General features: G+C 37.5%; 10 protein-coding genes. 1 reads left to right on the top strand and 9 read right to left on the bottom strand.

What is annotated here, in order from left to right; all coding sequences use genetic code 11:
- Window positions 1-466: 466 nt before the first annotated feature.
- The 5 genes from A5880_RS09205 to A5880_RS09185 all read right to left on the bottom strand — a co-directional run bounded on the left by A5880_RS09205 (window position 467) and on the right by A5880_RS09185 (window position 4,041).
- Window positions 467-1,318, bottom strand: coding sequence for an aldo/keto reductase (locus tag A5880_RS09205; protein WP_086330675.1), 852 nt, complete (start codon window positions 1,316-1,318; stop codon window positions 467-469).
- A 92-nt stretch (window positions 1,319-1,410) separates the two neighbouring features.
- The gene (locus A5880_RS09200; protein ID WP_086330674.1) at window positions 1,411-1,830 is read right to left on the bottom strand and encodes a MerR family transcriptional regulator; all 420 of its coding nucleotides are present in this window, start codon (window positions 1,828-1,830) and stop codon (window positions 1,411-1,413) included.
- A gap of 21 nt (window positions 1,831-1,851) precedes the next feature.
- Window positions 1,852-2,454 carry a histidine phosphatase family protein gene (locus A5880_RS09195; RefSeq protein WP_336577053.1) on the bottom strand — a complete coding sequence of 201 codons (603 nt, stop codon included), beginning with the start codon at window positions 2,452-2,454 and terminating at the stop codon, window positions 1,852-1,854.
- Window positions 2,455-2,511: 57 nt separating this feature from the next.
- Complete coding sequence (locus tag A5880_RS09190) at window positions 2,512-3,435, bottom strand: helix-turn-helix transcriptional regulator (RefSeq protein ID WP_086330672.1); 924 nt, start codon at window positions 3,433-3,435, stop codon at window positions 2,512-2,514.
- Window positions 3,436-3,546: 111 nt separating this feature from the next.
- Window positions 3,547-4,041 carry a YehS family protein gene (locus A5880_RS09185; RefSeq protein WP_086330671.1) on the bottom strand — a complete coding sequence of 165 codons (495 nt, stop codon included), beginning with the start codon at window positions 4,039-4,041 and terminating at the stop codon, window positions 3,547-3,549.
- A gap of 200 nt (window positions 4,042-4,241) precedes the next feature.
- On the opposite strand from A5880_RS09185, the gene A5880_RS09180 reads away from it, so the two are divergent.
- The gene (locus A5880_RS09180; RefSeq protein WP_086330670.1) at window positions 4,242-7,706 is read left to right on the top strand and encodes a M60 family metallopeptidase; all 3,465 of its coding nucleotides are present in this window, start codon (window positions 4,242-4,244) and stop codon (window positions 7,704-7,706) included.
- Between the two features lie 98 nt (window positions 7,707-7,804).
- Here the strand turns inward: A5880_RS09180 and ald are convergent, their stop codons facing one another.
- The 4 genes from ald to A5880_RS09160 form a co-directional block, all read right to left on the bottom strand.
- Complete coding sequence (ald, locus tag A5880_RS09175) at window positions 7,805-8,917, bottom strand: alanine dehydrogenase (protein WP_086330669.1); 1,113 nt, start codon at window positions 8,915-8,917, stop codon at window positions 7,805-7,807.
- Window positions 8,918-9,149: 232 nt separating this feature from the next.
- Entirely contained in the window at window positions 9,150-13,112 is a 3,963-nt protein-coding gene (locus A5880_RS09170; RefSeq protein ID WP_086330668.1) for an endo-alpha-N-acetylgalactosaminidase family protein, read from the bottom strand.
- A gap of 148 nt (window positions 13,113-13,260) precedes the next feature.
- The gene (gene lacD / locus A5880_RS09165; RefSeq protein ID WP_086330667.1) at window positions 13,261-14,253 is read right to left on the bottom strand and encodes a tagatose-bisphosphate aldolase; all 993 of its coding nucleotides are present in this window, start codon (window positions 14,251-14,253) and stop codon (window positions 13,261-13,263) included.
- Window positions 14,254-14,277: 24 nt separating this feature from the next.
- Window positions 14,278-15,456 carry an SIS domain-containing protein gene (locus A5880_RS09160; protein WP_086330666.1) on the bottom strand — a complete coding sequence of 393 codons (1,179 nt, stop codon included), beginning with the start codon at window positions 15,454-15,456 and terminating at the stop codon, window positions 14,278-14,280.
- Window positions 15,457-15,473 lie beyond the last annotated feature (17 nt).

Here is a 15,473-nt window from a genome sequence, read left to right as displayed (position 1 = left end):
ACTTTATCTCACGTTCGATCAAAAGAAGAGAATAATCGCCTCATATTAGTATCTCTATCTTCATTATTTTTCTTCTATTCTTTCGCCATTCAACTACATACGCTTGAAACTCATTAGCCAATATATTTGCTTTTGACGATAGATAAGCACAACTCAAAAAAATTAAAGGTACACTCGGATAAACTAGAGGTCCGTTTTGCTCAGAGATCAGAATTACACGTAAGATAAAAGAGTAGCAAATAGATGGTACTTTATTTAGTTAACATATTTTTATGTATACTAAAAAAACAGAACCTCTGTATAAGGTTCTGATCGTTTGTTCATACATTTGGATAATTCTTACCAACTTATTAACTAGAAACTGTAGCGCAAGAAATATTTAATCTTTCACTTAATTGTTCCTATGTTTATTTTTTTTTGCTCGTTAGTCTTTTATCTCTGCTCAAATAACACTTCTATGTTTCATTTATACATTCAATTTTCTACTAGCCATCCATTTGATCATTGCCGGATCCCTGTGAGAGAAAAACTGACTCTCCCCCTCATCCAATGTTGCAATCGTTGCTTTCTCTTCTTCTGATAGTTCAAAATCAAAAACAGCTAAATTTTCAGCCATTCGTTCAGGTTTTACTGATTTCGCAAGAACAACAATATCTTGCTCAACCAACCAACGAACGATCACTTGAGCAACAGATTTATTGTATTTATTCCCAATCTCAGTTAAAACTGGATTTGTAAAAAGACCATTTTTCCCTTCAGCAAAGGGTGCCCAAGCTTCTGGTATAATTCTTTCCGCTTTTAATGCGTCAATTGTTTTCGTTTGCTGATTAAAAGGGTTAATCTCGATTTGATTGACTTGAGGTACTACTTTATTGAACTCGGCTAAATCAACGGCTCGATCCACCGCAAAATTTGACACCCCGATGGCACGGATTTTCCCTGCCTCTTGCAGTTCCTCCATCGCACGCCACGCACCATAGACATCATTATAGGGTTGATGTAACAAAAGTAAATCCACATAGTCCATATTCAAACGATCCAACGAACGCTGAAATGACGTTTTCACCCCTTCGTACGAAACATTTTCTACCCAAATTTTAGTGGTAATAAATAAGTCTTCACGAGGAACACCTGAAGCCGCAATTCCCCAACCAACTGCTTGTTCATTCATGTAGGATTGGGCTGTATCGATATGACGATAGCCCGCTTTTATCGCATCAATCACCGCTTGTTCTGCCTCTTTAGGGTCTGTAATTTGATAGGTACCAAAACCTAAAATAGGCATTTCTACATCGTTGTTTAATTTTACTGTTTGCATAAGTTTTTCCTCCATCTCTTTTAGTTTTATGAGTGACAATTAACAACCTCACTATAAACTATGGAGTCAGCTTCATAGCAAGCTGTTTATTCTTATTTTTTATGATTTACTTTCCAAAGCTCTTCAACGTTTTCTGATGTAACTTCTCCTGATTTAAACTTGGCAATATGCTCGTCATAGGTATCGATTTTGTACTGGAGTAAATCGCGCGTTTTAGTCATTTCTTCTAATTTTCCAGTAATTTCTTGTAGTTGGTCTTGCAAGATTTGTTTTTGCGCCTGCTCAACATCTCCGCCAAGTTGAGAAAGTGTAGCGAATTCGATCAAAGACTCGATCGAGACTCCTGCATGCCGTAAACTTTTTGCTAAATAAATCCAATTCAGGTCTCTTGTTGTATAGACACGGTAGCCGTTTTTATCCCGTTTGATTGGCGGAATAACACCTACTCGTTCATAGTAACGAACTGTGTCAGTCGTTAAGCCAAACATTTCAGCTGCTTCTTTACTGTTCAACTGGGTTTCCTCCTTGCTGACTTATTCTAAACTTGAATAATCGTGATTGATGATTTCTAATAATTTAAATGTATCATGCTCAAATTCAAATTTCAAAATACAACAATTTCCTAATCGGTCTTTTTGATCCACTTCACTAGTATGCGCCCAATTTCGCATAAATTGTCGACAGGATGCACCATGAGAAACAGCTAAAACAATTTCTCCCGCTTCCTTCATAATCTCCATCACAGTTTCAGATACTCGTTGTCTAAATTGCCCTTCTTCTTCTCCGCCATAGCCAACAAAAAAATCACCATAGGGCAACGGCGGGTTCAATGACTCACTCTCTGATTCAAAACGGCCAAAATTCCATTCTTTCAAGCCTTTTAGTCTTTTATAAGGCATATCCGTTACTTGCTCCAATGTATCGCTTGCTCGCTCAGACGTCGAAGTGTATGCGCTATCAAAAACAATACTATGATCTTTGAAGTAGTTTCCTGCAATTTGCGCTTGTCTGATGCCTTTTTCTGTAAGTGGCGAATCGCACCAGCCTTGAATTTTTTTCTGTTGATTGAAGAGTGTTTCACCATGTCTCATCAGATATAACGTTTTTTCATCTCTTTTTCCCTCATTTCTATTCATTGTATTCATTATAAACGATGAAGTGGACTCCAAGGCAAATTTATAAAATAAGTATTATCATTTTGGGTATGTTTCACTCAATTTAGCAATCTCTTGTTTATGCAGCTCTTTTAATTTTTCTGGGGCAATTACGTTTACACTACTGCCGAACATTAGTAACAATGGTAAAATCGTGGTGTGCTGATTCATATAGACAGTCACCTCTACATAAGTTTCCTTCACTTTTATTTCATCTTCTGTGTAGTAATCATACAGCTTACCCAACTCTTCTTTTTTAAAACGCAGTTGAATTTTGTCTTCTTCATGTGTTTTTACAAACTCATTTGTATACTCTTGAGAGACAAACTGGATAGACTGAATAGCTAGTCGCCGTATTCTAGTTATTTTAAAATATCTAAAGGCATCACGATTTTCGCAGTAAGAATAGATATACCAACTACCATTCATCAGCATTAATTCATACGGATGAATCAGTCTTTTCGTGTATTTCCCGCGATTATCCACATAATCGATGACTACTTTTTTATTTTGTTTTAAAGCCACATTAATTTGATTAATCTTCTTTTTTGTCTCCACTTCGATTTCAGCTCGGTGCATTGTGGGAGACTCAAATGAAAAAGGCGTGTTTGATTCGTTTTTATGATTTATTGCTTTTTGCAATTGCATAATCTTCTCTTTAATAATTTCTTGTCCATCAACTATCCCAAATAAGCCTTCTTTGATATCTAGCGCACTTAAAATCGTTTCCTTTTCCTCTTCGCTGTAAGTATATGTTCGTAACTTAAAGGAGGAGAGCAAAGAAAAGCCACCCTTGCGGCCTGAATGGGATGTAATTGGAAAGCCAGCCATTTCAATGGTTTCTATATCTCTAAAAATTGTTCGTTTACTTACATTGAATCGTCTAGCTAATTGCGCTGTGGATACAACTTCATTATCTAAAAGCAATACGATTATCGCAAGGATTCGCTCTATTTTTTTCATGCTTAACCTCCATACTTTTTCTAAAGGGGATTTCTTTCTTTCATTAGCTTGCTTAGAAAAAAGGCAAAACTTGCACTTCACAGCTAGTTTTGCCCAACAATATTCTTCATATTAATCTCGATACTTGATTGCCAACCCTTTTAGGAAATTTCTTGCGTAGCGGTCACCACATTCTTTATAGTTTCTATGTCCTTCTTTTCTTAAAATGGCACTTAGTTCACTATCTGAAGCGTAAACGCCCGCAAGTCTCAACACATCCAGCATGTCATCGCTGGTAAGAGTTAAGGCAATTTTTACTTTTTTAAGCAATACATTATTGACATTACTCTGGCTGGTAATCAAGAATGTTGGCTTAGGTGCTACACCATTTTTTACAGGTGGTTTGCCTCTTTTAAAAGTGATCAAGCCATTTAAGAAGGCTTCTAATGTATGATTATCACAAACGGCATCCCGTGGCAGCTCCTCTTCCTCATTTTGTTTTGTTAATAACACTCGTAATTCTTCTCTTGTGACCTCTAAATCACCTAATTTAAAAATTTTAAGCATATCTGTATCTTTAATATCTAATGCATAACGCAAGCGAATCAATATGTCGTTATTATTCATTCTTTTCCTCCAAAAAAGTTCATTGTTTATTTAGTATAAAGCTTTCTTGCAGACAATGCATTAATTTGTTTCAAATTTCATAACAAAAAGAATTTATAGTACGATTTGAAAAAAAAATCAAACAATCGTTGTTATAATTAACTTTTACTACTTACTAAACATCACTCACTGAATTTTTTTAGGAAAAGGAGAATTAACAAGTGAAAATTGGGAAATTCAAGTTCTTTTTACCTATTTTATTACTCTTGCTGTTGGCTTCAATTGTTCTTACTCAAACATGCTATGCGGATTCTGATTATTTAAATCAAATGGAACTTATTCCTAGAGGTGACCCAAAAATAGATCAATTGAAAGAACAACGCGGAAATGCTCATTCCTCTTATGAGCCCACAGGTATTTTTTTACAGAAAGACGAAGAAATTGTTGTGACCGTAGATGAAGTTCCCGAAAAATTAGAGTTACGTGTTGGACAATGGGGAAATTATTCTGGTGTCATTGGCATTACAGATGGAAAACACGACTTCGCTTCTGGTAAATTACTTCTCAAACAAGGAGAAAACAGATTTAGTAATACCTTAACAGGCGGCATGGTTTATTTTGTAAATTACTCAACTACGCAAACAGTACATGTTAGCCTATCAAAAAACAAAAATGTGCCCTACTTTGTTCAAGGAGAAACATCTGTTGAAGAATTTAAAGCATCTTTAGAAACGTTTAGTACAGTCCCTTTTATGGAGTTCGTAAATACAGATGGTATTGCAACAATTAGAATGGATCGTGCAAAAGATATTTTTCAAGAAGGAAATCAAGTGGATCGTTTCATGTCTTATGTTTCTCGCTCAGTCATTCTGGAAAATAGTGCTGCTGGACTAGACTTTAATGGTATCGGCATCGCAAAAAAAGCAAAACAACGTGTTCATGTTGCCAACCCTACAAACGGGGCTGGAAAATTCTATTGTACAGATTATTACTTAGGGATGCACAGCGCAACAACAGGCGATCGAGAAGTCTTCAAATCTGGTGATAGCATGACCAACTGGGGATTATTCCATGAAATAGGTCACTCTTACCAGAATCCCTTTTACACTTGGGAGAATATGGGGGAAGTAACCGTCAATATTTACGCAGATTATGTTCAATCACACCTTGAAGGAAACAATAGCCCGTATGACGCTATTATGAGTCCAAACAATAAAAACAATGCGTATAGACACCCCGTTGCCCGCTATTTTAATGCAATGAAAAATGATCCTTCATGGAACATGGCTGAAGAAATAAAGGCGAATCCTGGCAATTATCACTTTGCTGCGTTAGGCATGTACGTTACCTTATCTAGAACATTCGGCTATGACTTTTTCCCTGAACTTAACAAACTTTATCGAGCGACACCGACCGCTGAGTTACCAACTAACAACGATGAAAAAAAACAATTTTTTATTATTATGGCCTCAAAAATAGCAAATAGAGATCTGACACCTTATTTTGATTTTTGGCGGTTTACAGTAAGCGCTGAAACAAAAAAAAGCCTGGATGCCCTTCATTTACCACAACTAGAAAAGGAAATTTGGAAAGATATTCTAGCAACTGAACAAGAAGAAAAAGAGGGTATCTATCGAATTTTAGATAAAACATATACCACTCCATATGCAGACTTAGATCCATCTATCCCTTTCATAACAATTCCATTTGAAGAAATGAATGATTTTTCATTGGAAAAGTTTTTCTCAAACCTTCGTTCAGAACCAATTGCCTCTCCTGTTCGTTATATCGGCAGCGATTTTACAGATCCAACCAATTTTAACATCCAAGAAGGACGGGCCTATTTTGAAAATGATCGATTGATTAAAAATAGATACAGTGTTAACGCACAAATCTTTCCAACCAATACCTATGTGATGTCCGGTCAAAATGGTGCATATGCAGCTTTAGATTATGATAAACGTACACATGAACTTGTTGCACTAGGTAATAGCAAACAGATTTTACAAAATATTCCAACTAACATTTACCCCAAAGTAACCATTTATAGTGCAAAAATGAAGGAACAAAAATTTTATGCCGAAGGATACGGGCGCGACGTTGGTTCTGCATTTGCTAAAAAACTAAATAAATTTAAGTTAGAAGAAAATGATATTATCGAAATCTATCACCGTGAATCTACTAAACGCGTGACACGTTATATTGATGGCAAAAAAGTCAGCACGACAAAAGACACTTACTACTATATTATCACAGCAGATGGTTGGAAGGAATTGGATACAACACCTTCTGTCCAATGGAAACCTACGACACATCCAATTGGTAAAACATTGACAGTAGAAGACTTTATCGAAAGCTATGACAACCCTATCAGTGGCGACATTACTTTTTCCTTTGGTCCAACAGCACCTCAAACTGTCATTAAACAAGGTCAAACATTGTCCAACTATCTAAATCAATCCGTGTCTATCAAAGCCGCCAATAGTTTATTCGGAAATGTGGGCGACTACAGCGTTCCACTGACTTACTATTTTGAAGATACAATTGTACTTCCCAGACATGGCGGATATGGCACCTTGTTGACTTATGATAAAGATCAAAAAAAATTAGTGGCTCAAGGAGCCGATCCTTATACAATGAATGGTTCGAATCCTTCAACGATACCTCTAGTTACCATGAAAGTCACTTATCGAAACAAAGACAAAGTACCGACGCAAATCGAAGTAAAAAACAGTACAAAGGCAAGTGATTTCACTGCAATGGTCAATAAGCAAGCGATTGGCTTAGACGTTGGTGACGTACTCGAAATCAAACACACTAGAGTAAATGAACTTGCTATATCTTTAGATACAGATAGCAAAAACTACATTACTCAAGCGTTAACAGCTTTCGTTGAAGGCAACAAGTATGACACATTCAGCGGGCCTATTCAGTATTTTTTAGTGACAAATAAAGGACTTAAATTATATCAAAACCTTGAAGAAATGGTTGGTAAAGTCACAGTTAATTACGTTGATGAACAAAGCCATCCACTAGCAGAAGCTGATCTTTTAAGCAAAAAAATAGGAGAGCCTTACAGCACAACACCAAAAGAAATTACAGGCTACACATTAAAAGAATTACCTGTAAACACTACTGGATTTTTTGAAGCTGAGGAACAAACCGTAACTTATGTTTATGTCAAAAATGACGAACCAGGAGCAGTCTCCATTGATCATGTTTCCGACATAGATTTTGGCACACAAACGCCTTCAAATGACAACACGATGATTACTGCTGAGAAACAAGTAAACTCAGTACATTATGTTCAAATCACAGACAGCAGAAAAGAGGCTGGAAATTGGACATTGGATGTCAAACAAGAGGAACAATTCAAAACGATAGGCAATCACTTACTCAATGGAGCTATTTTCTCTATCTCAAACATTTATACAGATACCAACAAAGAAAATACCCCAAGTATTACGAATCATCAATTTGAATTGACCTTTGACAAAAATGGACAGGGTCTTCCTATAAACATCGTGACAGCTAGGGCTGGGGAAGGTGCTGGAACTTGGCGTTTTTACTTCAATGAGCCAACAACCAATGAACCAAGTCTTCAGCTATTTATTCCTGGAACAACAACTAAAACCATTGATAGTTACTCTACTAAATTGGTTTGGACATTGTCTATGACTCATTAATTGAAGCAAAAATAAAAATAGATTAGGGGATGAGCTTGGTTACGGCTTTCCTTTAATCTATTTTTTATAGGTAATTACTTTCTAATATAACACTTCTTCTATAAAACAGATTGGACAGAAGAATAAGGCAAGTCCAAGTCTACAGCAACTGCTTGGTTAGTCATCGCACCATTCAGTGTATTAACACCTGCAAGCAATGCTGGATTTTGCTCGATCGCTTGTGAAAAACCTTTATTTGCCAACTCTACTACATAGTGCAACGTCGCATTGGCAAGTGCAAATGTCGCTGTTTGCGGAACAGCTCCAGGCATATTCGCCACAGCATAATGAATGACACCATGTTTAATATATGTCGGCTGTTGATGTGTGGTCACTTTATCAATCGTCTCAAAAATACCGCCTTGATCGATAGCGATATCAATGATTACCGAATGTTCTGACATGGAGCTAACCATTTCTTCTGTGACTAAGACAGGAGCTTTGTGTCCTGGAATCAAGACTGCACCTATCACCAGGTCAGCTTCTTTCACAGCTTCTTGAATATTGTAATGATTGGAAACTAAGGTTTTGATCGCTCCATTAAATTGAAGATCAATTTCTTGTAATTTTTTGATATTCACATCTAATATAGTTACATCAGCACCCAGTCCTAAAGCGATTTTAGCTGCATTACAACCAGAAATCCCGCCGCCGATAATCGTTACTTTTCCTTTTTTCACGCCGGGCACTCCACCCAGTAAAATACCTTTTCCAGCGGGTACTTTTTCTAAAAATTGAGCGCCGATTTGTGCTGCTAAACGTCCAGCAATTTCACTCATCGGTGCTAATAGCGGTAATTCTCCATTAGCAAGTTGAACGCTTTCGTAAGCAATCGTTTTTGTTTTTTGTTTGATTAACTCTTGTGCTAGTGGTTTATTCGCTGCTAAATGGAGATACGTGAACAAAATCAAATCTTCTCTTAAGTATTGATACTCTTCTTCTAATGGTTCTTTTACTTTTAAAACAAGTTCTTGCGCCCATGCTTCTTTGGCTGTTTTGACAATCGTTGCTCCTACTGCTGCGTATTCTTCATCGTGAATCGAAGCACCTAAGCCTGCATTTGTTTCAACAAAGACAGTATGGCCGTGTTTAATAAGGTCTAAAACTCCTGCCGCTGGTAATGCTACTCGATTTTCACCATTTTTGATTTCTTTTGGAATACCAATTTTCATTATTGAGGATCCTCTCTAACTGTTTTGCTTATTTTTATAAGCTGCTTATTCGATTATAGTTTAATGAAAGTTTAACTGCAATACATAGGAATAGATTATTTTTTATTTTGGAACACTTCATTTACAGAAAGTCTATGCATTTAGTTCTGAGCTGTTTAAGAACAGTAAAAAAGAGTTTAGCACGAAGGTCTTCCCTCCTTACTAAACTCTTTCACTCCTTCACATGATTAGACTAAATTCCTGCTTTAAGTGTAACAGTAAAGTTATCGATAATTAAATCATAATCACCACCAGCTGTGTAAATACCAAATGTCGTGTTTCCTGAAGCATCGCCAACAACGTCTACTTCGTATTTTTTGGTTTTTCCATCTGCAGATGTCGGAAGAATCTCCCCTAATTTGTTGAAATCTTGTATTACTTTAAACTCTCCTGTTAGGTAGCCTGCTGAAAAGATTCCTTGTCCATCTGTTTGGTAATCAAAGCTGACTGTATATTTTTTCCCTGGTTCAAATTTTAGATTTTGCGGTGTTGTTTGAAGCATTAGTCCTGCACCTTGTTTATGGGCTTTTAACGACCAATTGCCTGTTAAAACATCGGATACTTTGTTGCCGTTCCAGCCATATTGTGTATATGGTTCATTTCGCTCAGATAAATGAATTCTAGGATCTTCCACACCACCTGCTGGACCTTTAACAAACGGGTATAAACCGATCGCTTGAGTATCTTCAAAGTCCTGCTTTATCACGGTTCCATTAGTTACGTCTGTTTGTCGCTCTACAATCCGAATATCGTCAAATTTAGTTAGATTATTTCCTGCTTCTACTGATAAAGACAGCGTTACTTTTTGTACATTTTCAGGAATGACAAAATCTACTCTAGCATTTTGCATATATTGAGGATTTTGGCTACTCGTATGATTAATGTCTGCTTGAATATAGTTTTGAACAACTGAATTGCTATACTCGCTCGTATATTTTTTCCCATCGACCTCTATTGTTATTCCTGCTTTTCGGTTACGGGTTTCTGTATTTACATATACACTATACTTTCCTGCTTTTGATAACGTCACATCTTGTTTGATGCTCATCACATCTTTTCCGGCATTCAGCACGTAATCGCCATTTGGATCTCTGACTACCGACGCTCCGCCAAGCGTTCCTTGCCAATTTTTAGCTAAGGTATCTTGCTCATTGAAACCTGGATCTTTGACAGGCGTTCCTATACCGAACTTCACTGGTTCTGTCGTTGTTGCTTCAGCGATAATATAGGGTGTTTTGGCATTTGCTTGAATCGTTACTTGATTTCCAGATAAAGCAATAACCCCTTTATCTTTTCTACCTTGATCTGTCAGTTCATATAAATGTAAATTGTTTTTTCCTTGCCATTTTTCTGGGATGGTCCACGTTGTCGCACCGCCTGTTTCGTTCCAATGATATAACTTGAATTCCCCATTGACTGTCCAAGGTAATAAATAGGTATTCCCTCTCAGCACATCCACATTATTAAGTGTAATGCGTCTTGGATCGTTCCCATCTTTTTTCGTTACTACAACTTTATCATTTCCTGTTGCTAATTTGATTGTACCGTAAGTTTGACCACTTGCATCCGTCGTTGTTTCCCAATTGGTAATTTGGTAATGTTGTAAGAATTTCGTAGGAACATTGATTGCAAATGTTTTCTCCTGATACGTATTGAAGTTTGTCTTTTTTACCCAGCCTTCGTAAGCTTCAAATTCAGCCCCGCCTAATAATGGATTATCAGAAATAACCCAAGTATCTTTTTGGTGATTGCGAATAAAACGAACAAGTTGACTATTAAAGCCTTTTGTCGATGTTCCACCGTATGCTTTTTCAGCCGACCAATGATTCCAAATCGAATCATATTCCAATGCGTTCGGGAATTCGTTTGCTGTAATCCAACCTAATCCGTTGATTTCTTTGCTTAGTTGTCGGCTTAACCAACCAGCTTCCCCCTGATTGCCCCAAACATCCACATAAATGTAATCTAAGTTTGGCACGTTCGTCTTCAACTCTTTGAAACGATTGAAACGATTGCCACTTAATGTATCTGGTCGTTGTTTAATGAAATACGAAGGATCAAGCCAATCCCATCCCCTTTTTGTCGGATCAATTAAGTTTTCACTAAAGGATTTTGCTTCTGGATAAGATTCTGTATCGTTGATGTGTACACCAAAAATTGCGTTTAACTTATGACCATCGTCAATTAATTTATTTAATTCACTTGCTCCGCCTTGGCGTTTACCAACTGCACCATAATCCGGATGTGCTGAATCGTGTCCTTCGTTTTGATATCCTTTCAACAGGTTCATTTGTCCTAGTCCATCTGTTAAATTATATACCCGTTTTGTTTCATCTAAAGTAACTAAAAATGGATTCGTCGCTTGGCTGGCAAAATTGAAAGGAATTCGTTGATTCACCAACTCTGGAACTTTTTCAGCACCGAGCGGATTGTTCATGATTGCTCGATAATTGATGGCGGCATCTTGCCAGTCTACTTTCCCATCACCATTTAAATCTTTAGCAAATTTCATTTTTACTTCTGGTATTTCACCTGTTGAGTAAGTGTCGGGTGCACCAAATGGACGATAGGTCCAAGCCCCACTCCATAATGACGTTACATAGCCAATCGTTGTTTCTTTTGTTTGTTTGTATACGCGTTTATCATCGCTGTTATCAACAGCACCATCACCATACGCATTGGTCCAAAGACTAGCAGCATACGCATCTGTATTCAAAAAACCATACATATATGTTTTTGTTTCAACTGCACTTGAGGTTACTAAATTCTGAAACGTGTCACCTGTTTTGTTATTGTTATTCGCATTGGTAGCCGTGTACATCACAGCACCTGAAAATGACGCACCTGCGTCTGTGCTATTCACAGAAACCAAGCCTTGGTTCGCAATGGAAAGGGTGTGGATTTTTGTTGCACCTTCTTTAATATCTGTTATTTTCATCCCAACTTCTTGACCATCTGAAGCTACAAAATGAACCTTGAAGCTCAAACCAATTGCAGGAACACTCACTTGATAAATGATCGTATTTTTAGTGAGGGATTCTTTAACAGCGGTTGCTTCATAGGGTTTACCATCTATTAGGACTTGGCTGATTTTTTCTCGCTGCCCTTTAAAAATGATTTTGTTGTCTACTGGATTTTCATAACGGATCACTCTTGGGAATGTCGGGTCTAAAACAGCCGTAATATCTGTTGAAGAAATTTTATCTCCCACTTCAACACTTCCATCATCAATGACAGTAACTGTCGCTTTTGCTTTTAGATTTGTTCCTACTACCGTTCCTAGCACATCAAATGTTCCAACTTTTTGGTACAAGTCCGGTGAAATTGCGTCCCAAGAAACAGCTTCTTCTTTTTGAGCACCGGTATTGTATGTGGCTTTGACCGTTGCTGGCAACACTGGAGCTGTGCCTACTTTGGTAAATATCTTGACTGGAGCCAATTCCGTAATTGCCGGGACTAACTCTGGTAGCGTTCCGCTATCTCCATTTTTAAAATACTGATAGTTTACTATCTTTTGGTCATACCATGTTCTAAAACCGATACGCCCTTTAGTAGTTGGAATTTTAGTCCCATTCGCCAAAACAGGTTCTGCGTCATAGAACTGGGTGCCATTTAGCCAAATCGTAATCTTCGTTCCAACATAACGAACTTTTAACATATATGTTGTATCTGCAACTAATGTCGGACCTGCAATCGTATCATTCCATGAAGTTGGACTTTCAACAACCCATTTTCCATTGACATTATATCCTATGAAAACCCAGCTATCTTTCGTTGCACCTCTGACAATAACACCTGTTCGACCTTCTCCACTACTAAATTTAAATGACGTTTCCACTTCTCCATCTGCTTTTTCTGGTGAATCTAAATTAATTGAAACAGCGTTATTTCCAGCGGTCGTTTTTCGTGAAATTTCCAATCCATTATTTTTTATCGTTTTGTTGGTTCCACCTACTAAATCTTGCCAATTGCCTAATTGCGCATTTGGGAAATTCGTTTGCCAATAGTTCACGACAGCTGTTGGTTCAACACCGACCTTTGATGACTGTGGATCATTGTTCTGACTTTCCTCAGCAAAAGCATTAGTTGCTAATAACAAGGCGCTACAGGATAACAAAGCTGCGATACCGATTGCTCTAAAACACTTTTTCTTCATTTTATTGTCACTCTCCTCATTTGAATGCGCTACCATTTATTGGTAATCAAACGTCCTATCAACAAAATCTTTTTAATAAAAAGCTAGAATAAGGGCATCCTCTATGCATGTAGCCTCATTCCAGCTTTCATTCCCATTCACGACTGAGCTAATCTGTTACTTCTACTTTCTCATACCAAGAACATGCCGTTTGTTCGACAATTTCATTCAACTGTTGAATATGTTTTTTGCCTTCTGTACGTAGCCATTGACGACCAGCTTCTTCTCCGTTTTCGATAAATGGCGCAACCCCATCTTTCCACGTTGCCCGACCGCACAACACTCCATTAAAAGTCGATCCTGCTTCTTTAGCAAATAACAATGTATCCTGAAACATTTTAGCGGAAACCCCTGCACTTAGAAAAATAAATGGCAAATCTGTCGCATCGCTTTGCTGTTTAAAGTACGTTAATGCATCAGCTTTAGAATAGACACTTTTTTCACTGCCAATTCCTTCTACATAATTCATGTTTACAGGTACTTCAACCTTTAACACATCCACTTTATATTGTGGTTTTGAAAATTCCTTCATCATTTTAATGACTTTATCAGGTTTTATTTTCGCATACTCGCTAGAAGTAGCATCTGTCAGTTTAGCGTCATAAGAAACCAGTTCCAAGTAAAACGGGATATCTTCACCCACACATTCACTACCTAAACGCTCCACAAAAACGTGCTTCAAATGATTGATTTCATTCGGTTCATCTACATCGTAGTATAATAAAAACTTAACTGCATCTGCCCCTTTTTCCTTTAAACGCCACGCAGACCAATCTTCTAAAAGATCTGGTAATCGTCCTGGTGTTGAAGCATCATAGCCTGTTTTTTCATAAGCCAACAATAATCCAGCGTCTTGATCTCTAGCTTTAGCTGCCGGCACGCCATATTCTGGATCTAGTAAGATTGCAGAAGCATATGGTGTCAGCTCCTCAGAAACCATTGTTTTAAAATCAATGATATGCTGATCAGTCGGTTCTTCACCTAATGCCGTAATCATTTTCTTCAACGCACCTCTTTGATCAATTGCCAACGCTTCAATAATGCCATTCTTGGTTGACAAACGTTCCATTGCCGCTTTTTTTGCAGATGTTATTTTTAACATTACGTTCTCCTCGATTTTTTTAGTTTAGTCGTGGTACTCGTAAATTGTAACGCCTTTTACTACACGGTTGACCGTTCCTGTAGCTGAAGGAGTATCTGGTGTATTACCGACCTTTAGCGAACTATGAATCGCAATTGTTTGGGAAAACAACACATATGGCAATACGAGATAGGCTTCCGGCACATTCTCTCCTTGTGTAATCGTAAAACGTTGTCCAGAAAAATTAGCACTCCCTGCAACATCCAATGTTACAATTTTTGATGCAATTTGATCCGACTTGATTTCTTCGGCAATATCTAAATCGTATTTTCTTGTATAAGAATCATTGCTTACAAAAATAAAAACAAGGGTATGTTCATCAACAAATGATTTAGGCCCATGTCTAAAGCCGACAGATGAGTCAAAAATAGTGGCGACTTTACCTGCTGTTAACTCAAGCACTTTTAATTGAGCTTCTCTTGTTAATCCAGCTAAACTCCCCGAACCAAGATAAGCAATGCGTTCAAACGGACTTGTTAGTAATGCGTGAATATCCCCTTCTCTTGCAATAACTTCTTCCCCCATTTGAATGCACTGTTGAACAAACCTTGTTTTTTCTTCTAGATTGCTTGTGTCAAAAATAAGAAGAGCACTTAACAACATACAAGAAAAGCTTCCTGTCATAGCAAATCCTAAATCATTCGATTTTTCCGGCATCAACAACAACAAATTATTTTCATCGCCAGAAGCTTCTTTTGCAAGCTGCCCATCTTTGGCACAGGTAATAGTGATCTGGTACAACTGTTTCACCAACTGCTTGGCTAATTTGACTGTTCCAACTGATTCTGGCGAGTTACCACTGCGGGCAAAAGAGACTAATACTGTTGGTACTTCTTCTTGCAAATAATCATGTGGATTAGCAACAATCGCTGTCGTTGGAATACTTTCAAAGGTAAACGCTTCTCGATCTCCTTTGTTGTTTAAATAAGGAGTAATTGAATCCCCTACATAAGCTGAAGTCCCGGCACCTGTAAAAATGACACGGACGTTATGTCCATTCTCCGAATGAACAATAGATAAGAGAAACTGCGCTATTTTTTGTTGCTGTTCTTTATAATAATCAAACGATTCTTGCCATAAAACAGGCTGTTGTTTGATCTCTCTTGTGGTAATTGCGGCGCCGATTTTTTCGAGCGCTTCTGTTTGTTCCTTAAATAGTTTCATTTTGATTCATGCTCCTA

Source organism: Enterococcus sp. 4G2_DIV0659, assembly GCF_002140715.2.
GTDB classification, from domain to species: Bacteria; Bacillota; Bacilli; order Lactobacillales; family Enterococcaceae; genus Enterococcus_L; species Enterococcus_L mansonii.
Note: the sequence above shows the minus strand (reverse complement) of the source record. Positions and strands in the feature narration are given on the sequence as shown.